This is a genomic window from Mesorhizobium sp. WSM4846, from assembly GCF_055811415.1.
This window is the reverse complement of record NZ_JBVVPZ010000009.1, coordinates 94,365-114,668: the sequence shown is the minus strand read 5'-3', so window position 1 is coordinate 114,668 and position 20,304 is coordinate 94,365. Positions and strand designations below refer to the sequence as shown.

The following is a 20,304-nucleotide window of genomic DNA, read 5'->3' as shown; positions in this document are numbered from 1 at the left end:
TCTCCGGCGCTACCGCTATTCTAAAATGATATAGCGACGATCATCCGCGGGTCATCCATCCGCCTCGACTGGCAGGCCGGCGCTCATATTCGCCGGGTCGAAGCTCACCGTCTTGACCACGGCGTAGACCTCTCGACCAAGCCGGAGTTTCAGCGTCTGTCGCGATTGCTCGGTGATCCGGGCAAGCACGGTTGCGCCATGGCAGTCGATGCCGATCTCGACTGCGGGACCCTCGCCCGGCGCCATCGTCACGATCGTGCCCTGCAGGATGTTGAGCGCGCTGAGACCCGTCGGCTGTTCGGTGGCGATCATCACATCGCGGGCACGGATGCGAACGCGCATCGGCGCACCGACCGGCACGGCCAGAAGCGGCACGCGGATCTCGCCCGCCACCGAGCCGAGCACGGTCATGCCAAAGACATTGTCGTGGCGCAGCACCGCGGTATCCAGCACCGCGCCGCCCTCGCCGCGCTCCTCCGCCGGCAACAGGTCGAGCCGCTGCATGATCGCCCCGGTCGGGCCGCAAGCAGCGACTTTGCCTTGCGCCAGCACAACGACGTCGCTTGCCAGCCGCGCGACCTCTGAGACCGAATGGCTGACATAGACGATCGGGATTTTCGTCTCGTCGCGCAGCCGCTCGATGTAAGGCAGGATTTCTGCCTTGCGGGCCTCGTCAAGCGAAGCCAGCGGCTCGTCCATCAGCAACAGTTTCGGGCTGGCGAGCAGCGCCCGGCCGATCGCCACGCGCTGTTTCTCGCCGCCGGAAAGCTTTGCCGGCCGCCGGTCGAGCAAAGCACCGATGCCGAGAAGGTCGACCACCGCTTTGATGTCCGCATAGCGTTCGGCCGTCGGCGTGAACCAGCGGCCGTAGCGCAGATTGCTGGCCACGCTCATATGCGGAAACAGCCGCGCGTCCTGGAACACCATGCCGATGCGGCGCTTGTGCTTCGGCACGAACCGACCCGCATCCGTATCGACCAGCACGCGGCCGTCGGCCTCGATCCGCCCCTTGTCCGGCCGGATCAGGCCGGCAATCATGTTGATCAGCGTCGTCTTGCCGGAGCCCGAGGGCCCGAACAGTGCGGTCAGCCGCCCGGCGCTCTCGAAGCGGGCGTCGACCTCGAAGTCGCCAAGCCGATGGCTGATGTCGACCACAACGGTCATTCGATATCCATCCGCCGGCCGACGCGCCGCGCCAGCACCTCCGATGCGACAAGTGCTGCCATCGAGATGACGATCGAGATCAGCGTCAGCCTGAGCGCGCCGGCATCGCCGCCCGGCACCTGCGTGAACGTGTAGATCGCCGACGGCAGCGTCTGCGTCTGGTTGGGGATGTTGGAAACGAAAGTGATCGTTGCGCCGAATTCGCCCATCGCCTTGGCGAAAGACAGGATCGCGCCGGTAATCAGGCCGGGCAGGATCAGCGGCAGCGTGATCGTCCCGAATACCCACAACGGATTGGCGCCAAGTGTCCCGGCCGCCGCCTCAATTCTGCGGTCGACCGCCTCGATCGACAGCCGGATGGCCCGCACCATCAGGGGAAAGCCCATGACAGCGCAGGCCAATGCGGCACCTGTCCAGCGAAAGGAGAAGACAATGCCGAAATGCTCGGCCAGAAACGCCCCGACCGGGCCGCGCCTGCCGAAGGAGAGCAGCAGCAGATAGCCGATAACCACCGGCGGCAGGATCAACGGCAGATGCACCAGCCCGTTGAGCAGCGTCTTGCCCCAGAATTGGCCACGGGCAAGCACAAGCGCGATCAATATGCCGGGCGGCAGGCTGGCGACCATCGCCACTGTCGCCACCTTGATCGACAGCCGGACCGCGTTCCATTCGTCGGGAGTGAGGTCCAGCAACCAATCCATCCTTTGGCGTGCCTCAGTTGCTCGGCGTGAGGACCGTAAAACCTTGCGCCTTGAAGAGGTCGCCTGCCTTGGCGGATTGCAGGCACTTTAGGAATGCCGACGCATGCTTGTCCTTCGAATCCGCGATCTGGGCAACCGGGTAGACGATCGGCGGGTGCGAATCCTGCGGGAAGGTGCCGATCACCTTGACGCCGGGCTCGGCATGCGCGTCGGTGGCGTAGACGATGCCGAGCGCTGCTTCGCCTAATGAGACCAGCTTGAGCGCTGCGCGCACATTCTCAGCCTGTGCCAACTTGCCTTCGATCGAGGACCAGACGCCGAGCGATTCAAGTGCCGCCTTGCCATATTTGCCGGCCGGCACCGCCTTGAAATCGCCCATGGCAAGCCTGCCGTCACCGATCAGCCCGGCAAGATCAAAACCCTTTTCGATCCTGGTTTCGACCGTCGAATTCTTCGGCGCCACCAGCACGATCTGGTTGCCGAGCAACTTCACTTCGGTATCCGGCTTGGTCAGCTTCTTGTCGGAAAGATAGTTCATCCAGTCGAGGTCGGCCGAGATGAAGACATCGGCCGGCGCGCCGCCCTCGATCTGCTTGGCCAATGCGGAGCTTGCCGCATAGGAAATTGTCGCCGCCTCGCCGACATCGGCGGCGCAGGCGGTGTTCACTGCATCCAGTGCGTTCTTCATGCTTGCGGCGGCAAAGACGATCAGCCTGTCATCGGCATGGGCAACCGGCATGGCGGCGATCAATATCGCAAGACCGCCAATGGCGGCCACCTTCAATCCAAAACCCTTGCGCACCAGCATGAAACTCTCCCTGGGACTTGAAATCCGATCGGCGCGACCCTGCCAGTCGATATATCCGCCTGAATATAACAAGGGAAGGTTTTTTGCCAGACTTTGGCCCAATGGCCCGCCGACGGCATTGCATGGCACCGCCACCGCTCGCGGGCGGACGACACGGCACCGGCGAGCAATTTGAGACAAAGCAAAAAGCTCGATGATGCGGCTCACACCGCGATCGGCGCCTTGATCGTCGCATCGGCGAGGTAGTTTTCCAGCCGGAAATCTTCGAAGCGGAAGGCAAAAAGGTCCTTCACCTCCGGATTGATCCATAGCGTCGGCAGCGCCTTGGGCGTGCGCCGCAACTGTTCCCGCGCCTGCTCGAAATGGTTTGCATAAAGATGCGCATCGCCCAGCGTATGGACGAAATCGCCGGGCTTCAGCCCCGTCACCTGCGCCACCATCAAGGTGAGCAGCGCATAGGAAGCGATGTTGAACGGAACGCCGAGAAAGATATCGGCGGAACGCTGGTAGAGCTGGCAGGAGAGCCTGCCTTCCGAGACATAGAACTGGAACAGGCAATGACAGGGTGGCAGCGCCATGGCTTCCACTTCGGCCGGGTTCCACGCCGAAACGATCAGCCGTCGGGAATTAGGATTCTTGCGTATCTCCTTCAAGAGATTGGCAATCTGGTCGATCGCGCCGCCATGGCCGTCCGGCCAGGAGCGCCATTGCTTGCCGTAGACCGGGCCGAGGTCGCCATTCTCGTCGGCCCATTCGTCCCAGATCGAGACACCGTGGTCGTTGAGATATTTGATGTTGGTGTCACCGGCCAGGAACCACAGAAGTTCATGCACGATCGACTTCAGGTGAAGCTTCTTGGTGGTGGTGACGGGAAAGCCGCGCGCGAGGTCGAAGCGCATCTGGTAGCCGAACACCGAGCGCGTTCCGGTACCGGTGCGGTCACCGCGATCGGCGCCGTTTTCCAGCACGTGCTTCAACAGGTCGAGATATTGGCGCATCGGCGATTCGGGGGCTCGATTCGGGTTAGGCAATCATAACCGACTGGCTGCCGGCCGAATATGTCAAAACGGCACCATAGTCGCTTTCTCTTACCGGCCGTTTGCGCCGCCCTCATTGCCCTGCCGGGCATTTCTCCCCGTATAGTGACGGGGAGAAAGAGCTGCCCGCGTCAGCATCCGCAAATTGACATGCGATCCTCAGAGGCTGGCGAGCTTGCCCAGCTCCTTGGCGACCAGGTAATAAAAGGTCACGCGGCTCTTGGTGTTGTCGGCCTCCATCGCCTTGCAGGTCTTTTCGATGGCGGCGTCCGCCTTGCTGCCGTCGTCGACGCCGAGCTTTTTGGCAACCCAGCTGGCCTTGACGCGACCGAGTTCGTCGGGATCCGTGCAGGAGACCAGCGAGGAATCCCGATTCCTGAGCGCAATGCCCAAATGCTTAACGACCTTGGCGACCGCATCGGCATCCGCCGCGGCATCGTACTTCTTCACGTCTGCGAGATAATCGGCCATCGAATTTTCCCCTCGTCGGCGCCACGGGATCCACTCGATGAGGGTTGTGGCGCGCTGCCGCAAAATGTGCGCTAGTCGGTAACTCCTCACCGCCGCGAAGCTTCGGTTGAGAGCGTTGACAAGTCAAGCCTTTGGCGATGCTGTTTGACACAGCGGACAAAGCATCATTGAGGCCTTTCATTTTCCACGATCGGTCCCTATATCTGTTTCGTCGGCTCGACCGACTATGGCGATAAACAGGCGATGAAATAAGCCGTTCGGACCCGGGGGCGGTACCCGGCGCCTCCACCAAAAACCGCTCTGCGAAGAGCGGCTTTTGCTGGGGGCGAAATAGGATCGACGAAGGTGTAAAGATCGTACTTTTGCCCGGCATTGTACCACCGTTATCGGGCTGAACTTATAGTTGCCAACGACAACTATGCGGAAGCACGTCTCGCCGCGTAAGCGGTGCGACAGCTTCAAATCAAGCCCTAGTGGTTCGCACTTCTAGGCGGGGTCCGGAGGTACCTGGCAACAGAAACCTCCACTTCTCCCGCTTCGATTCTTCCCCTCCGATCCCCATCTCCCCTCGATCCTGTGACGGCAGCAGGCTTGCTGGCCGCGCCGCCCCGCCCAGACGTGAAAAAGGCCGGGACTGACTCGGCCTTTCTCATTGCTCTCACTGGAAAGCATCTATTCTGCCGGCGCTTCGACAACCTGCCGTCCGCGGCCGAGCGTCACCTTGGCCAGCGTGAACGAGATCACCGCGCAAAGCATGATGCCGGCCACCATAGGCAGCGGCGTGCCGTCGAAGAACACCCCGGCGATGCCCATGGCGACCGCGCCGATGGCGAAGTGCAGGGTGCCCATCAGCGCCGAGGCGGTGCCGGCGATCGCGCCATGCTCCTCCATGGCCAGCACCGAAGTCGCAGGGATCACCAGGCCGAGAAATCCGTAGCCGACGAACAGCAGCGCCGCCATGACGTCGAGCCGGTCGACGCCGGACGCCACCACCGCGAACAGCACGACCATCGTCGTCGCATAGCCGGCCACCGCGACCCGCACCACCGGCCTCAGCCCGAACCTTTCGGACAGCGTTCCCGTCAATTGCGACATGCCGATGAAGGCGACCGCGTTGATCGAGAAGAACACGCTGTAGACCGACGGCGACAGCCCGTAGTGTTCTATCAGGATGAAGGAGGAACTCGACAGATAGACGAAGAAGCTCGCCAGCCCGAAGCCGCCGATGGCCGCCAGGCCAAGGAAGTTGCGGTCGCCCATCAGGAAGCGGTAGGCCGACAGCGCGGTGCCGAACGAGCTGCCTGCACGCGCCTCGACCGGCCGCGTCTCCTTCAGCGAGGTCGCCAGCAGGATGGTGGCGAGCACCGCCCCACCGGTCACCGTCCAGAACACGGCACGCCAGCCGAAATTCTCGATAATGACGCTGCCGGTCAGCGGCGCCAGGATCGGCGACACCGAAAACACCAGCATCAGGAGCGACATCAGCTTGGCAGCTTCGGTGCCGGTGTGCAGGTCACGCACGATGGCGCGCGGCACCGCCATGCCCGCACTGGCGCCGAGCCCTTGCAGGAAACGGAAGGCGATCAGCCATTCGACCGAGGGCGCCAGCGCCGAGCCGATGCCGCCGACCATGAACAGGGCGAGGCCGCCATAGAGCGGCAGCTTGCGCCCGACCATGTCGGAGATCGGTCCGACAACGATCTGGCCAAAACCCATGGACAGAAAGAAGATCAGCAAGCTCATCTGCACGGCAGCGGTGCTGGCCTGCAGATCTGCGCCGATCGAAGGCAGCGCCGGAAGATACATGTCGATGGCGAACGGACCGATGGCCGACAACAGGCCGAGCACAACCGCGATGCGGAGGAATTGGGGATTCATGATAGCGGGCTTCTTTCAATCTGGTTTGCCGACCGGCGTGTAATCCTGGGACATCCCATCCCGTGGAATTCCTGCAGGGGGAATTCCTCTAAATCTAAGTCCATAAATTTAGACACTCTTGTCTAATTCGTCAATCACCTCTATATAATTTTCATGAAGCACGACGTTTCTCCTGACAGCATCCCGCCACGCGGCCATGAGGCAAAGCGCGCCTCGATCATGGACGCTGCCGGCGCGGTGTTCTGCCGTGAAAGCTTCGCCGGCGCCAATATCGACATGATTGCCGCCGAGGCCGGCGTTTCGCGCCAGACGATCTACAACCACCATGGCGACAAGGAGAAACTCTTCGTCGCCATCGTCCGCGACCTCACCGAGCGCTGCAATGCCGGTATCTTCGCCACCATTTCAACGTTTCCCGACCAGCCGAAGGATCTCGAGGCCGATCTGATCGCCTTCGCCGTGCGCATGACCCGCAACTGTATCTGCAGCCGCGACGGAAAGTTCCTGCGCAAGCTGATCCAGACCGAGGGCGAGCGCTATCCCGAACTGTTTGCCGAATGGCGCGAACAGGGACCGGGCAGGACATGGCCGGCGATCGCCGCCCGTTTCGCCCGCCTCGCCCATGCCGGGTTCCTCGACATCGAGGACCCCGATGTCGCGGCGCGCCAGTTCCAGGCCCTCGCCAATGCCGAATTGCAGACGACCTTCATGCTCGGCGGCACGCCGACCGATGATGAAGTGCTGCAATCCGCTACACATGGCGTGCGCACCTTCCTGCGCGCCTTCGCCAAGCGGCAGGCGGCGGCCGATGCGCAAAAGCACAGCGCGCTCGCTGGCGCCTGAGCGATCAAATCTGAGGCATGTCCTCTCGCATCTGTGCTGCCGGCATCTATATCCGGTTTACGCCGCGCTCAAGCTTGATTACAGCTATGCGGACGATTCAACGGAACCCGACAGCGACATGGCCGACGACCACATTCGCTACGACATTCTGGCCCAGGAGGCACTGCGCGGCGTCATGCGCAAGGTCCTGGCCGAAGTCGCGCGCACCGGCCTCCCCGGCAACCATCATTTCTTCATCACTTTCCTGACCGGCGCCCCCGGCGTGCGCGTGTCTTCCCGCTTGCGTGAGCGCTATCCTGAACAGATGACCATCGTCATCCAGTTCCAGTATTGGGACCTGAAGGTGACCGACACCGGCTTCGAGGTCGGGCTGTCTTTCTCCGACGTGCCGGAAAAGCTGGAAATCCCGTTCTCGGCCGTGCGCGGCTTTTACGACCCTTCCGTCAATTTCGAGCTCGAATTCGACGTGAAGACGGAGACCTCGGCAGAGGGGGAATTGGCCGGCAAGCCCGCTTCCGAACCGCTGGCCGTCGTCGCCGAGAAAAAGCCCGACAAGAAGAAGACCGCTGAGGCCGAAAAGAAGCCGGCCGCGGCCGACGCCGCCGCCAAGGGCGCCGAAGTGGTGTCGCTCGACGCCTTCCGCAAGAAGTGATCCGACGGGGCCGCGCGACATGGCCGACATCGTCAACCTCCGCCAGGCCCGCAAGCAGAAGGCACGAGCCGAGCAGGAGCGCCTGGCCGAACTGAACCGGGCGCTGCACGGCCGCTCCAAGGCCGACCGGGAGCGTGACCGTTCGATCGCCGACAAGGCAGAAAAATTTGTCGCCGGCCATCGCCGCGAACCCTCGGGCGATGCGGATTCCGCGGCTGTCAGACCGAAAAATGTGGCGCCGTTTTCGGATAAGTCCGATGCTTGAAGTGAAATGAGTCAGGTCCGGTGAGCCCGGTCGAGAAACGCTCGGTGACCATTCGCGGCCATCGCACCAGCTATTCGCTCGAAAAGCCGTTTTTCGACGATCTCGTCGCCATCGCCGCCGCGCGCAAACTGACTCTCGCAGCCCTCGTCGCCGAAATCGACGAGGCCCGGCCGCGCGATGCCAACCTGTCCTCGGCGCTCAGGCTCTACGTCCTGGATTGGGCGAAGCGCGGGATGAAACCGGTCTAGCCCGGATGGTTAGCTAGGGGCTATCCGCCACCCAGCGACTTCAGCAGATTGTCGATCGACGAGGGTTCAAGCGTGGGTTTTGGCGCGGGTCCTGATGGCGGCGGGTTGTCATTGGCCGGCGGCTGACGCGCCCGCTCGATTTTCTGCGCCTGCTCGGCCGCGGCCCTGCGCTCGGCGTCGAGCCTTGCCTTTTGTTCCGCAGCGATCCGCCTCGCCTCTTCCGCTTTCCGACGTCGCTGTTCCTCGGCCTTCGCCGCCTCGTACGCCGCTTTTTGCGCCGCCTTGGCTCTCGCTTCGGCATCCGCCTTAGCCTTGGCCTCGGCTTCAGCCTTGGCCTCGGCTTCAGCCTTGGCTTTGACCTCCTCTTCAGCCTTCGCCTGCGTCTCGGCTTTGGCTTTAGCCTCGGCTTCAGCCCTCGCCTGCGCATCAGCCTTGGCCTTCGCCTCCGCTTCGGCTTTAGCCTTTGCCTCGGCTTCGGCTTTCGCCCTGGCATCTGCCTCGGCTTTCAGCCGCGCCGCCTCCTGCTGCTTGCGCAATTCTTCGGCTGCCCTGTCGCGCTCGGCTTGCAGGGCCGCGTAGTAACGCACCTCGCGCCGCAACCGCTGCTTTTCAAGCAGCGCTGCCTGCATCGCCTCGACCCGCTGCTGCTCCTTTTCCAGCGCGCGCTGGGTCAGGAACTGCGCCAGCGGCTCACTGTCGAACCGCCGCTTCGCGGCGCCGAACGGCCCGTCAACGCTGAAATTCACGGTCGGATCGGAGCCGACCAGCGCTTCGTCGCCCGGCCGATAAGTGATCGAACCAATGGCAGCGACCATGCTGGCCTTCAGGTCCGCCGTGATGTCGGCCGACAGCGTCGCCGCCGGATTTTCAAGATTGACCGGCGGCGCCCTCAGCGTGCCACCGGCGATTGTGAAGGCGATGTCGGCATCCCCAGCCGGAAAACTGCCATCCGCGGCGATCTGCGGCGCGAAGCCGGCGGTCTTGGCCGCGTCGATATCGCGCCCAATGGCGTCGGCCTTGGCTATGACGGCGCCAAAGGCGTCGGGATTGACGCCGGCAATGGTCAAGCCTTTCAGCGCCGCCGTGCCGGAACCGGACAGCGCCGCAACCATCGCATCGACCGATTTGCCACTGGTCGAGAGCGCCGCCGAGAAATCGCCGGTTCCGCTGATGCCGGTCTCTGGCAGCACGGTGGCCAGATCGGCGCCGGCAAGCTTCAGCTGGCCGGAGAAAAACCCGGTGCCGTCATTATTCTTCAGCTCGAACAGTCCGGAAAGCGCGCCGCCGGCGAACTTTGCCTTGAGGTCCGAAACGCGGATGCCTTCGTGGTCGAGCTTCAGCGAAAGCGCCGCGTCATAGGTCGTGGCCAACGGGCCGGCGACCAGCGACGCCGTGGTCAACTCGAGTTCGGCGGTGAACGGCAGGATGGGTTTCTGGCTGAACGGGGCGGCCGGCCAAGCCCTGCCGGAGCCCAGAAAGGCCTGGTCGCCAAACACTGCCACCGCCATCGGGTCGAGATCCAGCTCATCGAGCGCCAGCGCGCCGGCAAGATGCGGCAGCCCGTCGGCGACGCCGACATTGAGGTCGCCGGAAACCGCAGCCTCGTTGACGGCGCCGCTGAGGCTGGACAGCACCAGACGGCCGTTGCCGAAGTCGGCATCGGCCGCAAGCCAAGTCGACATGCCTTTCCCCAGGCCCGGCAGCCCGACGCCTGTCGTCATCAGCCACGGCTCGATATCGGCGGCTTCCAGGCCGATCTTGCCCTTGGCGGCGGCGCCTTGCGGCGCGCTGGCGATCGTCCCGTCGAAACCGGCTTTGAAATCGTCGCCGGTCAGGTTGAAGCTTGTCGCCATGCCGCCGCCAAGCGTGCCTTTCGCCGAAACATCAGTTGTCGCCTCGCCAAGCATGCCGAGCGGCAGCGCCGGCAGGCCGTAAAGCGCCAGAAGCGCGGTGGCGTCGGTATTCCTGGCGTTGAAGGTCAACGACACCGGCGCCTCGAGAAGCCGATCGGCCAGTCCTTTGCCGGACAGCGATGCTGAAAACGCCGAGCCGCCTGCCCTGCCTTGCGCGCTGACCGCCAGTCCCGTCGTGCCGTCGCCATTGGCGGCGGCACTTGTCACCAGATCGATGCGCGCATTCTGCAACAGCTCGGGATAGGCGGCGACACGCCTCGCCAGCCCTTTCAGCACGGCATTGTCGGGATAGTGCTTCGCCGCGACATCGACCAACGGCTTGAGATCGACGGCGACCACCGAGGCATCGAGCTTGCCGGTCGGGCTCGCTGGGAAATCCTTGATCCGGCCGGTGGCGCTGATCGAGGCGCCGGCAAGTCCGCCGACCGAGAGCCGGTCGATTTCAAGCAGCCCGTCGCGCAGCCTGAGCGCCGTATCGACCGTATCGGCGGTCAGTCCGCCGGCGCTGACCGGCCCGGCCTTGATCTGGAAATCGAGGTCGCGGTCGGAAAATCGGTTGGCGCCCTTGTCGCTGATGAAGATCGAGGCGAAGGCGGCGAGCCCGTCGACGTCGAGCTCGCCGCCATCGAGCCGCATCAGCACCGACGGCCTGGCGTCTTCGCCCTGGCTGGAATCGATGCGGCCGGAAAATTTCGCCTTGCCGAGAACGAGTTCGAGGTCGCTGAAGGCCTGGCGGTTACCGGTCAGGTCGACCTTGGCCTTGAAGCCGGCGGCCGGAAGCCGGCGGATCGCCTCGTCGACATCCTTCGACAGCCAGGCGGCGAAGCCGGAAGGCTGCCCCACGGCCAGAAGCAGCGAACCGCTGAAGCCGAACTGATCCTCGAGACTGAGCACGCCGTTTGCTTCCAGCCTGGCGCGGCCCGGGAGCGTCGCGCCCAGCGACTTCACCGACCAGCCGGCATCGGCCGGCTCGGCGGAAAGGCGCACGTCACGAACCGTCGTGTCGCCGGCCACCACCGCCGGCAGCTTCACCTCGACGGTGCCCGGTATGGTCGGCTTGGGCAGGGCGAGCAGCGCCTGCTCCAACGCCGCGACGCGCTCTGACAGCGTCAGTCCGGTCGCGGCGCCGACGGCTTCATCGAACTGCACCTGAGCGCCATCGGCCTCGATTGAAAAGCGAGGGTTCGGCCCAAGGTCGACGGCAGCCTTGCCGTGGGCGGTGTAGGGATTGTCGAGTGGCCCGGTCTCGAAGCGGAATTCGTCGACGCCAAGCTTCCGGTGGTCGAGCGAGAACTTGCCGTTCAGCCTGAACCCCGGTTCCGGCTTGCCGGCGCTGGCCATCTCACCGTCGGTGCCGTCAAGCTGCGCCAAACGCTTGTCGGCGCCATTCTTGTCAGAACTCGTGACCTTGAACTGGCCCGAATAGATCGCGGCCCCATCGACAATGCCGCCATTGCCATCCGCTTCGATGACCAGCGGATAGGCGTCTGGATCGGCCTTGAGCCTGAGCCGCAACTGTCCGTCGCCACTGGCCTTGCCGGTGGAGACGACGACCGTGCTGCGCAGGCCGTCGAGCCGCAGCGAACCATCCATCCGCCAGGGTCCGGCCAGCGATCTGGCAGAGATTGTCGAATTGATCTCGGAAAGAAGATGGCTGCGGCCGCCGGCGGCATGGCGTAGCGCGATCTCTCCGTCGGTCACCGTCAGCTTCTCGATCGAGATCTGGCTGGGATCGTAGGGCGAGGACGGGCGTATCGCCCAGTCGACCGTGCCGTCGGCGGCAATGTCGATCGTTGCCTTCGGCCGCACCAGCCGCATGTCGAAGATCAGCACCTCGCCGCTCAGGAAGGGCGCCAGTTCGGCATCCATCGAAAAGGTCTCGACGGTCATTGCCGGCCGGCCGCCGGGGCCGCCGGCGACAGTGACATTCGAGAAGGTCACCGAGGGAAACGGCAGCAATTTCGCCGTTGCATCGCCCTGAACGGTGACCTTGCGGCCCAGAATGGCGCTCGCCTCGCGCTCGAAATCGGCCCGGTAGCCCGTCCAGTCGATAAAATACGGCACCACCAGCGCCGCACACAGCACCAGCACGAAAAAGCCACCGAAGATCACGAACAAGCGTGCGAGCATCAACCCCCAAGCAGTTGATTGAAAATCAGCCGCACTCTACCCGCATCAGCGTGTCGATAAAGAGGCAAATCGATCGCCCCAAGAGCAAAAGACTTTAGTCGGCCGGCAGTATCTTCCCAGGGTTCATTATGTTCTGCGGATCGAGCGCCTGCTTGATCGTGCGCATGATGTCGACGCTGTGGCCGAGTTCATGGCGCAGGAAGCCGATCTTGCCTTGTCCGATGCCGTGCTCGCCGGTGCAGGTTCCATCCATGCCGATCGCCCGCATGTTCAGCCGCGCGACAAACTCTTCCGTCTGCTTGATTTCCTTCGGATCGTCCGCGTCCATCAGCACCAGCACATGGAAATTGCCGTCACCGGCATGGCCGACGATCGGCGCGATCAGCCCCATCTCGGCGATGTCGGCTTCGGTTTGCGTGACGCATTCGGCAAAGCGCGAGATCGGCACGCAGACGTCGGTCGACAGCCCCTTGGCGCGCGGCCGCAGCGTCAGCGACGACCAATAGGCGTCGTGCCTGGCCTTCCACAGCTTCGTCCGCTCCTCGGCGACGCTGGTCCACAGGAATGGTCCGCCGCCATATTCTTCGGCGATCGTGCCGAAGGTTTCGGCCTGCTCGGCAACGCCGGCATCACTGCCATGGAATTCGACGAACAGGCACGGGCTTTCGGGATAGTCGAGTTTCGAATAGCTCTTCATCGCCCGCATCTGCAGCGCATTGACCAGTTCGATGCGCGCCACCGGAATGCCCATCTGGATTGTCGCGATCACCGCATTGCAGGCCGCCTCGACGCTGGGAAACGGACAGACGCCGCCGGAAATCGCCTGCGGAATGCCCTGCAGCTTAAGCGTCAGCTGGGTGATGATGCCGAGCGTGCCTTCGGAGCCGATCAGGAGCCGCGTCAGATCGTAGCCGGCCGAGCTCTTTTTTGCGCGCTTGCCGGTCGTCACCGTTTCGCCGTCGGCCATCACCGCCGTTAGCGACAATACATTCTCGCGCATCGTGCCGTAACGCACGGCATTGGTGCCCGACGCCCGCGTCGCCGCCATGCCGCCGAGCGATGCATTGGCGCCCGGATCGATCGGAAAGAACAGGCCGGTGTCGCGCAGGTGCCGGTTGAGATCCTCGCGCGTCACACCGGGCTCAACCGTGCAATCGAGATCCTGCGGGTTGACCGCGAGGATGCGGTTCATCCGCGACGTATCGACAGAGATCCCGCCGCCCGGCGCGTTGGTGTGGCCCTCCAGCGAGGAGCCGACGCCGAAGGCGATCACCGGCACGCGGTGCACGGCGCAGGCCGACACGATCTCCTGCACCTCCGGTGTCGTCTCCGGAAACGCCACGCCATCCGGCGCCTGGGTCGGAATGTAGGTGGTGGTATGCGCGTGCTGGGTGCGGATCGCCTGCCCGGTCTGGAACCGTTGGCCGAGCCGCTGCTTGAGGATGCCGAGCACCGCGGCGATGCCTTCTTCGTTGCGCTCGACCGGATTGAGGTCGCTCAGAGCCATCGATTCCTCCGCGAATGGACCAGTGTCCACCCTTGTTATGGACTTATGGATGCCTATCGCATCGGCCCGAAAATCGAAATCGATTTTCGGAAAGCACGATGCGAAGATTCAATGTGCTAGAGCGTACTTTGTGCGTCCAATTGGACGCACGTCGCTCTAGTCTCCCCGACCACGTCCTGTCCAGCCAGAAGGAAGTTTTCGATGTCCACCGCCGCCCCCTTCGCCTCTGCTCCCATGGCCATCGAAAAAGACTGGATCGACTATAACGGCCATCTCAACATGGCCTATTACAACGTGCTGTTCGACCGCTGTTCCGACGAAGCGTTCGAAATGATGGGGATGGGACCGGACTATGCGAAGCAGCGCCGGCTGACCATCTACACGGCGGAAGTCCATGTCTGCTATATCAGGGAGCTGCATCTCGACCACAAGGTCGATGTCTCGTTCCAGCTGCTCGACCATGACGACAAGCGGCTGAGAGCCTACCAGGAAATCCGCCATGTCGACGGCTGGCTCGCTGCCACATCCGAATCATTGTCGCTGCATGTCGACATGTCCGGACCGAAGGTGGCGCCCTTCCCGGCCGATGTCCTGGCCAAGGTCGAAGTCATGCGCGCCGCCCATGCGGCGCTGCCGATGCCTGAGCGCGCCGGCCGTTCGATCGGTATTCGTCGCAAGACGCTTGAGCCGCAGTCAGACCGCCGTTAACCTTACCAAGGTTTTAACGTGAACAAGCCGAATTGAGGCGTTGCACGACTCAGTACGGCGGTCGAGAACCGTCAGCATTGCGATACTGGCGGCGGGGGCTGAAGCGGTTCGGGGAAATTGCATGAAAACCGATATCAAGGTCGAGGCGGACAGGCTGGCGGCCGACCCACGCATCAGCGACTACGATTTCTGGCGATCGCTGAAGAACCTCAACTATGAAATTTTTACCATCGCCAACAACAACGAGCCGATCCCTTTCGCCATGATCCGCTGGCGCGCCATCCTGAAGCAAGCACGGATGAAGCGCGGCCACGCCTGATCGGTGCGGGAAAAGTAGGTTCGTTGTTCGATTGCTTTTTCTGGTGCGTTTGCGCCGCCCCTCATCCGGCTGCCGCCACCTTCTCCCCGTATGGTGACGGGGAGAAGGAAGCTTGCCGCAGCCTCGGCGCTCTTCCAGCAACGCCCGCAAATTGGCGAAACCATTGATGACAGCGTTCTTCTCCCCCGTCTCTATACGGGGAGAGAAGCCCGGCAGGGCGATCAGGGGCGGCGCGACGTTTCCAGTCAAGATGATGTACTGACGAGCGACCACCTCAACCATCAGGGCTGGTGCTTCACTGCCGCCAGCGGCGAACGCGCCACCACCGGCGACGACTGGATAATTGCGGTGTTGGTCATCGCAAACGGAATGATGCGGTCGATCACCCGTTCGAGCTCGGCCACCGAACCGACATGCGCCAGCGCGATGAAACAGTCCTCGCCGGTCACCCGATCGCACTGGGCGATTTCCGGCAAGTCGCGGATGATCTCGGCGACCACAGCCAACTGCCCGGGCACCGGCCTGATCCGCAGCCATGCCGACAGCTTCATGCCGAGCGCGGCCGGGTCGATCCGCACAGTGTAGGCCTCGATCACGCCGCTCTCCTGCAGCCGCTTGATGCGTTCGGCCACGCTCGGCGCTGACAGGCCGACCGAGCGCGCCAGTTCGGCGGTGCTGGTGCGCGCATCCTTTTCCAGCAGGCACAGGATTTTCAGATCCGCCGCATCCAGATCAACATTTTCGTTTCGAACGCGTTTCAGGAAAAACTCCTTTGTTTAAGAGAAAAAATTATCTCTTTGGCTGGCCATTACCCATATAAACAGGTAAAACTGCCTGCGATAATGATCCTATGGACGATCAAGCGCAAGCCCCAGCTGCTATCCCTGCCCTCGCCGGCCCTGAGTTTGGCAGGCTGGCGACATCGCTGCCGCCGCATGTCTGGTTCGGTGTCAGCGCTGTGTTTCATTATCTCGGGCCGGCTTTCGCCGTGCTGCTTTTCCCGCATGTCGGCGTGCTCGGCATGGCCTGGCTGCGCATCGTCACGGCCGCCATTGTCTTCGCGCCGCTAACCCGGCCGTGGACGGCCTTCGCCCGCGCCGACGGGCCGACATGGCTGCTGCTTCTCGGTTTTGGCGCCTGCCTCGGCGTGATGAATTGCTCCTTCTACCTGGCACTCGAGCGCTTGCCGATCTCGCTGGTCGCGGCGATCGAATTCGTCGGCACCATCGGCGTTGCGCTGATCGGCGTCAGAAGCCCGCGCAACCTCGCAGCGCTTGCCGTTGCCGTCACCGGCACCTTGCTGCTCATCGACGTCAAATGGTCAAGCGACCCGATTGGCCTGTTCTGGGCTTTCCTCAACGGCGCGCTGTTCGTCGGCTACATCATGCTTGGCCATCGCGTTGCCCGCGCCGGCGCTGGCGACGGCATCGCCGGACTGGGCGCAGCCATGGCGGTCGCCTTCCTCATCGTGCTGCCGATCGGCTTCACCGATGCGCTGCCGGCTTTCACGACGCCGCCACTGCTCATCGCCGCCGTCGGCGTCGGCATCTGCTCGTCGGTCATCCCCTATATCTGCGACCAGCTTGCCATGTCGCGGCTGCCGCGACCGAGCTTCGCACTGATGCTGTCGTTGCTGCCGGTCACCGCCACGCTGATCGGCGTTATTGTGCTCCGCCAGATACCCAGCCCAACCGACTGCATCGGCATCGCGCTGGTGGTGGCTGGCGTCGCTTTTCACAAACCGGCAAATGCCTGATCAGGCAAGCTTCTCCTTGAGAAAGGCGATCGTCCGGCCCCAGGCGAGGTCCGCCGCGTTCTTGTCGTAGCGAGCCGCCGACGTGTCATTGTTAAAGGCATGATTGGCGCCTTCATAGACATGGATCGTGTACTCGACTTCGGCTGCATCGAGCTCCTTCCTGAAGGCGTCGATACCGGCATTGATGCGGGTGTCGAGCCCGGCATAATGCAGCAGCAGCGCCGCCTTGATCTTCGGCACATCCTCGGCCTTCGGCTGCATGCCGTAATAGGCGACAGCGGCAGCCAGATCCGGCGCATTGGCAGCCAGTGTGTTCACCGTGGCGCCGCCCCAGCAGAAGCCGACCGCGCCGACCTTGCCGTTGCCATCCTCGCTGCCCCTAAGGAAAGCGACCGTTGCGACCGCATTGGCAGTGGTTTGCGCCGGATCGAGCTTGGAAAACTGCTCGCGCGCCTTGTCTTCGTCGGCCGGCGTGCCGCCGAGCGGCGACAGGAAATCCGGGGCGAGCGCAACGAAGCCTTCCAGCGCCACGCGCCGCGTCACATCGCGTATATGCGGGTTGAGCCCCCTGTTCTCATGCACGACGATGACGGTGCCGAGCTTGCCGGACTGGCCGGCCGGCTTGACCAGATAGCCCTTCATCTCGCCACCGCTGCCGGGATAGCTGATGTCCTCGCCGGTCACGCGTGAATCGTCGTCGGCAACTATCGCCGCCCGGGCTGAATTCGCCGCCAGCAGCGGCGCGATTGCGGCGGCCGCCGCACCTGATCCGGCAAGCCTGGTCAATTGTTCCATGAAGCGCCGCCGGTCGAGCGTCAGATGCGTGTATTCGTCATACGCGTCGATCATAGCTTGGGTAATGGCGGGTCTGTTGACGGCGGGGTTGGCAGGGCTCGGTTTTGTCATGGCGCTCTCCTCGGCTTCGGGAACATGTCCGCCGCGCAAGATAGGGTAGAAGCCCGCACGGTCCAGTCACGGATCGGTGAGGCGCTGCTGACGCGAGCACAGGTCCGCCAGACCGGCGGCTGGTCCAGGATGACACCGTTCGACTGGTGCGCTGTCCCACTTTCTCCGACCCGCCGTGCCTGTCGAGCAGGCCGGCGCTATGGCTGGCGTGCCATCGGATTTGCAACTCCCCCGGCTGGACAGAGAACAAAACGGAGACACTTCTGGCCTTTCGCTGCCGAATCACTACATTCGGGGAAGATGTCCGGCTTTTCGGAAGATATGCCTTTTTTTGATGAACCGAACGCGCGGCCCGTGGCCCCGTCGGGCATTGCTGCGCGCGCCATGGCTGCCCGCAGCGGCCATGCCAATGCGCCCGATTATCTGAACGGGCTCAACCCCGAGCAGCGGCTGGCGGTGGAAACCACCGAGGGTCCGGTTCTGGTGCTGGCCGGCGCCGGCACCGGCAAGACGCGCGTCCTGACCACCCGCATCGCCCACATCCTCGCCACCGGCAGGGCCTTCCCCTCGCAGATCCTCGCCGTCACCTTCACCAACAAGGCGGCGCGCGAGATGAAGCAGCGCATCGGCCTGCTGATCGGCGAAGGCAATGTCGAAGGCATGCCGTGGCTCGGCACCTTCCACTCGATCGGTGTCAAGCTGCTGCGCCGCCACGCCGAGCTTGCCGGGCTCAAATCCGACTTCACCATTCTCGACACCGACGACGTCGTGCGCCTGATCAAGCAGCTCATCCAGGCCGAAGGACTGGACGACAAACGCTGGCCGGCCAAGCAGTTCGCCCAGATGATCGACGGCTGGAAGAACAAGGGGCTTGGCCCCGCCGAGATTGCCGAGGGCGACGCCCGCGCCTTCGCCAACGGCAAGGGCCGCGAGCTCTACAAGGCCTATCAGGAGCGGCTGAAGACGCTGAATGCCTGCGACTTCGGCGATCTTCTGTGCCACCCGATCCGCATCTTCCGCGCCAATCCGGACGTGCTGAAGGAATACCACAAGCGCTTCCGCTACATCCTCGTCGACGAGTACCAGGACACCAACACGGCTCAATACATGTGGCTGCGGCTGCTGGCGCAGCGGCCGGATGCCGGACGAGCTTCAACATCAACAGGTTTGCGAACGGCCGAAGGCCGCAAGCCCGACCGGGCGTCCGAGCCGTTGCGAGGCCCCTCCCGCGACGCCGAAGGCGCGCAAAAAAGGGGGGTCGGGCCCGCGCCGGCAGGCGCGGAACAGCCCGTGAGCGAGAATAAAGTCAACATCTGCTGCGTCGGCGACGACGACCAGTCGATCTATGGCTGGCGCGGGGCCGAAGTCGACAACATCCTGCGCTTCGACAAGGATTTTCCCGGCGCCACGATCATCCGGCTGGAACGCAACTACCGCTCTACCGCGCACATCCTCGGCACAGCCTCCCACCTCATCGCCCACAATGAAAGCCGCTTCGGCAAGACGCTGTTCACCGAAAAAATCGCCGAGGACGACGAGAAGGTGCATGTCCATGCCGCCTGGGATTCCGAGGAAGAGGCCCGCGCCGTTGGCGAAACCATCGAGGCCTACCAGCGGCAGAAGCACAATCTCAACGACATGGCCATTCTTGTCCGCGCGTCCTTCCAGATGCGCGAGTTCGAGGACCGCTTCGTCACCCTCGGCCTCAACTACCGCGTCATCGGCGGCCCGCGCTTTTACGAGCGCCTCGAAATCCGCGACGCCCTCGCCTTCTTCCGCGTCGTCGCGCAAGGCGCAGACGACCTCGCCTTCGAGCGCATCGTCAACGTGCCGAAGCGCGGGCTGGGCGAAGCCACCATCCGCCAGATCCACGACACCGCCAGGGCGCTGCGCATCCCGATGCTGGAGGCTGCGGAAAAACTCGCCGAGAGCGACGAGCTGAAGCCAAAGCCGCGCGCAGCGCTGCGCGAAGTCGCCGCCAATTTCGAGCGCTGGCAGAAGGCGCTGGAGACCACGCCGCACACCGAGCTGGCCGAGACCATCCTGGAGGAGAGCGGCTACACAGACATGTGGAAGAACGACCGCTCGGTAGAAGCGCCCGGCCGGCTGGAAAACCTCAAGGAACTGATCCGCTCCATGGAGGAGTACGAATCGCTGCGCTCCTTCCTCGAACATGTAGCGCTGGTGATGGACGCCGAGCAGAACGCCGAACTCGACGCCGTCAACATCATGACGCTGCATTCGGCCAAGGGCCTCGAATTCGAGACCGTTTTTCTACCCGGCTGGGAGGAAGGCCTGTTCCCGCATCAGCGCGCGCTCGACGAGGGCGGCCGCTCCGGGCTGGAGGAAGAGCGGCGGCTGGCCTATGTCGGGCTGACCCGCGCCAAGAAGAACCTGCATTTGTGGTTCGTCTCCAACCGCCGCATCCACGGCCTGTGGCAATCGACGATCCCGTCGCGCTTCCTAGATGAATTGCCGGAAGCCCATGTCGAAGTCGCCGAGAGCGGCAACTCCTATGGCGGTTACGGCAATGCCTATGGCGGCGGCTCCTTCGCGTCCGGACGAGGCGGCCAGGCGGCAGGACGACAGAATCCTTACGGCGCTTCGCGCTTCGACAATGTCGGCGCAGAAAAATCCGGCGCCTTCTCCAGCACCTATGCAACGCCGGGCTGGCAGCGCGCGCAGCAGAACCGCACCGAGGCGACCGACCGCAACTGGGGCTCGCGTTCCGGCCATCAGGTCGAGCGCATCGGCTATGGCGAGACCGACAGTGGCTATGGTGCCGGCCGCACCTCGATCAAGGGCCGCACCATCGACGGCGAGCTGGTCGCCAAATCCGTTGCCGACAAGCCGTCGGCCTTCAGCGTCGGCGACCGCGTCTTCCACCAGAAATTCGGCAACGGCAACATTGCCGCCATCGACGGCAACAAGCTGACCATCGACTTCGACAAGGCCGGCCAGAAACGCGTGCTGGACGGGTTTGTCACCGGGGTGTGAG

At 63.5% G+C, this 20,304-nt stretch carries 18 protein-coding genes and 1 other RNA gene; 9 read left to right on the top strand and 10 right to left on the bottom strand.

The annotated features are described in order from the left end of the window. Positions 1 to 51: 51 nt before the first annotated feature. From modC to AC0L15_RS11100, 5 genes are all read right to left on the bottom strand, one after another. Positions 52 to 1,164 carry a molybdenum ABC transporter ATP-binding protein gene (modC, locus tag AC0L15_RS11120; RefSeq protein ID WP_287237274.1) on the bottom strand — a complete coding sequence of 371 codons (1,113 nt, stop codon included), beginning with the start codon at positions 1,162 to 1,164 and terminating at the stop codon, positions 52 to 54. Continuing rightward, entirely contained in the window at positions 1,161 to 1,865 is a 705-nt protein-coding gene (gene modB, locus AC0L15_RS11115) for a molybdate ABC transporter permease subunit (protein WP_027153742.1), read from the bottom strand. Before modB ends, modC begins: the two co-directional genes overlap by 4 nt. Before the next feature lie 13 nt (positions 1,866 to 1,878). Continuing rightward, positions 1,879 to 2,673 carry a molybdate ABC transporter substrate-binding protein gene (gene modA, locus AC0L15_RS11110; RefSeq protein WP_287247382.1) on the bottom strand — a complete coding sequence of 265 codons (795 nt, stop codon included), beginning with the start codon at positions 2,671 to 2,673 and terminating at the stop codon, positions 1,879 to 1,881. Between the two features lie 203 nt (positions 2,674 to 2,876). After that, positions 2,877 to 3,671, bottom strand: a complete 795-nt coding sequence (locus AC0L15_RS11105) for a thymidylate synthase (RefSeq protein WP_128246442.1) — start codon at positions 3,669 to 3,671, stop codon at positions 2,877 to 2,879. A gap of 198 nt (positions 3,672 to 3,869) precedes the next feature. After that, positions 3,870 to 4,181 carry a DUF2853 family protein gene (locus tag AC0L15_RS11100; RefSeq protein ID WP_287071461.1) on the bottom strand — a complete coding sequence of 104 codons (312 nt, stop codon included), beginning with the start codon at positions 4,179 to 4,181 and terminating at the stop codon, positions 3,870 to 3,872. Positions 4,182 to 4,352: 171 nt separating this feature from the next. Between AC0L15_RS11100 and ssrA the strand changes: the two genes are divergently transcribed. Beyond that, positions 4,353 to 4,709, top strand: a transfer-messenger RNA (tmRNA) gene (gene ssrA, locus AC0L15_RS11095). Between the two features lie 144 nt (positions 4,710 to 4,853). On the opposite strand, the gene AC0L15_RS11090 is transcribed toward ssrA, so the two are convergent. Next, entirely contained in the window at positions 4,854 to 6,059 is a 1,206-nt protein-coding gene (locus AC0L15_RS11090) for a multidrug effflux MFS transporter (protein WP_287247383.1), read from the bottom strand. Positions 6,060 to 6,212: 153 nt separating this feature from the next. Here AC0L15_RS11090 and AC0L15_RS11085 point away from each other — a divergent pair, with 153 nt between their 5' ends. The 4 genes from AC0L15_RS11085 to AC0L15_RS11070 all read left to right on the top strand — a co-directional run bounded on the left by AC0L15_RS11085 (position 6,213) and on the right by AC0L15_RS11070 (position 8,067). Then, complete coding sequence (locus AC0L15_RS11085; RefSeq protein WP_287247385.1) at positions 6,213 to 6,902, top strand: TetR/AcrR family transcriptional regulator; 690 nt, start codon at positions 6,213 to 6,215, stop codon at positions 6,900 to 6,902. A 118-nt stretch (positions 6,903 to 7,020) separates the two neighbouring features. Beyond that, complete coding sequence (locus AC0L15_RS11080) at positions 7,021 to 7,554, top strand: SspB family protein (RefSeq protein WP_473496355.1); 534 nt, start codon at positions 7,021 to 7,023, stop codon at positions 7,552 to 7,554. 19 nt (positions 7,555 to 7,573) lie between these two features. Then, a complete protein-coding gene (locus AC0L15_RS11075) occupies positions 7,574 to 7,819 on the top strand; it encodes a DUF4169 family protein (RefSeq protein ID WP_473496335.1) in 246 nt (81 codons plus the stop codon). A 20-nt stretch (positions 7,820 to 7,839) separates the two neighbouring features. Then, on the top strand, positions 7,840 to 8,067 hold the full coding sequence (locus AC0L15_RS11070; protein ID WP_023798778.1) for a ribbon-helix-helix domain-containing protein: 228 nt from the start codon (positions 7,840 to 7,842) through the stop codon (positions 8,065 to 8,067). 20 nt (positions 8,068 to 8,087) lie between these two features. Here the strand turns inward: AC0L15_RS11070 and AC0L15_RS11065 are convergent, their stop codons facing one another. Next, the gene (locus tag AC0L15_RS11065) at positions 8,088 to 12,110 is read right to left on the bottom strand and encodes an AsmA family protein (protein WP_473496334.1); all 4,023 of its coding nucleotides are present in this window, start codon (positions 12,108 to 12,110) and stop codon (positions 8,088 to 8,090) included. Positions 12,111 to 12,204: 94 nt separating this feature from the next. Then, positions 12,205 to 13,617 (bottom strand): FAD-binding oxidoreductase, encoded by a 1,413-nt coding sequence (locus AC0L15_RS11060; protein ID WP_473496333.1) that lies wholly within the window; start codon positions 13,615 to 13,617, stop codon positions 12,205 to 12,207. Positions 13,618 to 13,818: 201 nt separating this feature from the next. Between AC0L15_RS11060 and AC0L15_RS11055 the strand changes: the two genes are divergently transcribed. Continuing rightward, entirely contained in the window at positions 13,819 to 14,325 is a 507-nt protein-coding gene (locus AC0L15_RS11055; protein WP_287282163.1) for a thioesterase family protein, read from the top strand. A 121-nt stretch (positions 14,326 to 14,446) separates the two neighbouring features. After that, positions 14,447 to 14,644 carry a hypothetical protein gene (locus AC0L15_RS11050; RefSeq protein ID WP_091594205.1) on the top strand — a complete coding sequence of 66 codons (198 nt, stop codon included), beginning with the start codon at positions 14,447 to 14,449 and terminating at the stop codon, positions 14,642 to 14,644. 281 nt (positions 14,645 to 14,925) lie between these two features. Here AC0L15_RS11050 and AC0L15_RS11045 read toward each other — a convergent pair whose 3' ends face one another. Next, a complete protein-coding gene (locus AC0L15_RS11045) occupies positions 14,926 to 15,405 on the bottom strand; it encodes an Lrp/AsnC family transcriptional regulator (protein WP_473496354.1) in 480 nt (159 codons plus the stop codon). An 89-nt stretch (positions 15,406 to 15,494) separates the two neighbouring features. Here AC0L15_RS11045 and AC0L15_RS11040 point away from each other — a divergent pair, with 89 nt between their 5' ends. After that, a complete protein-coding gene (locus tag AC0L15_RS11040; protein ID WP_473496332.1) occupies positions 15,495 to 16,400 on the top strand; it encodes an EamA family transporter in 906 nt (301 codons plus the stop codon). Here the strand turns inward: AC0L15_RS11040 and AC0L15_RS11035 are convergent, their stop codons facing one another. After that, positions 16,401 to 17,306 (bottom strand): dienelactone hydrolase family protein, encoded by a 906-nt coding sequence (locus tag AC0L15_RS11035; RefSeq protein ID WP_473496331.1) that lies wholly within the window; start codon positions 17,304 to 17,306, stop codon positions 16,401 to 16,403. 300 nt (positions 17,307 to 17,606) lie between these two features. Here AC0L15_RS11035 and AC0L15_RS11030 point away from each other — a divergent pair, with 300 nt between their 5' ends. Beyond that, complete coding sequence (locus AC0L15_RS11030; protein WP_473496330.1) at positions 17,607 to 20,303, top strand: ATP-dependent helicase; 2,697 nt, start codon at positions 17,607 to 17,609, stop codon at positions 20,301 to 20,303. The last annotated feature ends 1 nt before the right edge of the window (position 20,304 follow it).

Excerpts from the sequence above, each read along its gene's own strand:
- modC (WP_287237274.1), bottom strand. The coding sequence starts at position 1,164 with ATGACCGTTGTGGTCGACATCAGCCATCGGCTTGGCGACTTCGAGGTC.
- modB (WP_027153742.1), bottom strand. The coding sequence starts at position 1,865 with ATGGATTGGTTGCTGGACCTCACTCCCGACGAATGGAACGCGGTCCGG.
- modA (WP_287247382.1), bottom strand. The coding sequence starts at position 2,673 with ATGCTGGTGCGCAAGGGTTTTGGATTGAAGGTGGCCGCCATTGGCGGT.
- AC0L15_RS11105 (WP_128246442.1), bottom strand. The coding sequence starts at position 3,671 with ATGCGCCAATATCTCGACCTGTTGAAGCACGTGCTGGAAAACGGCGCC.
- AC0L15_RS11100 (WP_287071461.1), bottom strand. The coding sequence starts at position 4,181 with ATGGCCGATTATCTCGCAGACGTGAAGAAGTACGATGCCGCGGCGGAT.
- AC0L15_RS11090 (WP_287247383.1), bottom strand. The coding sequence starts at position 6,059 with ATGAATCCCCAATTCCTCCGCATCGCGGTTGTGCTCGGCCTGTTGTCG.
- AC0L15_RS11085 (WP_287247385.1), top strand. The coding sequence starts at position 6,213 with ATGAAGCACGACGTTTCTCCTGACAGCATCCCGCCACGCGGCCATGAG.
- AC0L15_RS11080 (WP_473496355.1), top strand. The coding sequence starts at position 7,021 with ATGGCCGACGACCACATTCGCTACGACATTCTGGCCCAGGAGGCACTG.
- AC0L15_RS11075 (WP_473496335.1), top strand. The coding sequence starts at position 7,574 with ATGGCCGACATCGTCAACCTCCGCCAGGCCCGCAAGCAGAAGGCACGA.
- AC0L15_RS11065 (WP_473496334.1), bottom strand. The coding sequence starts at position 12,110 with ATGCTCGCACGCTTGTTCGTGATCTTCGGTGGCTTTTTCGTGCTGGTG.
- AC0L15_RS11060 (WP_473496333.1), bottom strand. The coding sequence starts at position 13,617 with ATGGCTCTGAGCGACCTCAATCCGGTCGAGCGCAACGAAGAAGGCATC.
- AC0L15_RS11055 (WP_287282163.1), top strand. The coding sequence starts at position 13,819 with ATGTCCACCGCCGCCCCCTTCGCCTCTGCTCCCATGGCCATCGAAAAA.
- AC0L15_RS11050 (WP_091594205.1), top strand. The coding sequence starts at position 14,447 with ATGAAAACCGATATCAAGGTCGAGGCGGACAGGCTGGCGGCCGACCCA.
- AC0L15_RS11040 (WP_473496332.1), top strand. The coding sequence starts at position 15,495 with ATGGACGATCAAGCGCAAGCCCCAGCTGCTATCCCTGCCCTCGCCGGC.
- AC0L15_RS11035 (WP_473496331.1), bottom strand. The coding sequence starts at position 17,306 with ATGACAAAACCGAGCCCTGCCAACCCCGCCGTCAACAGACCCGCCATT.
- AC0L15_RS11030 (WP_473496330.1), top strand. The coding sequence starts at position 17,607 with ATGTCCGGCTTTTCGGAAGATATGCCTTTTTTTGATGAACCGAACGCG.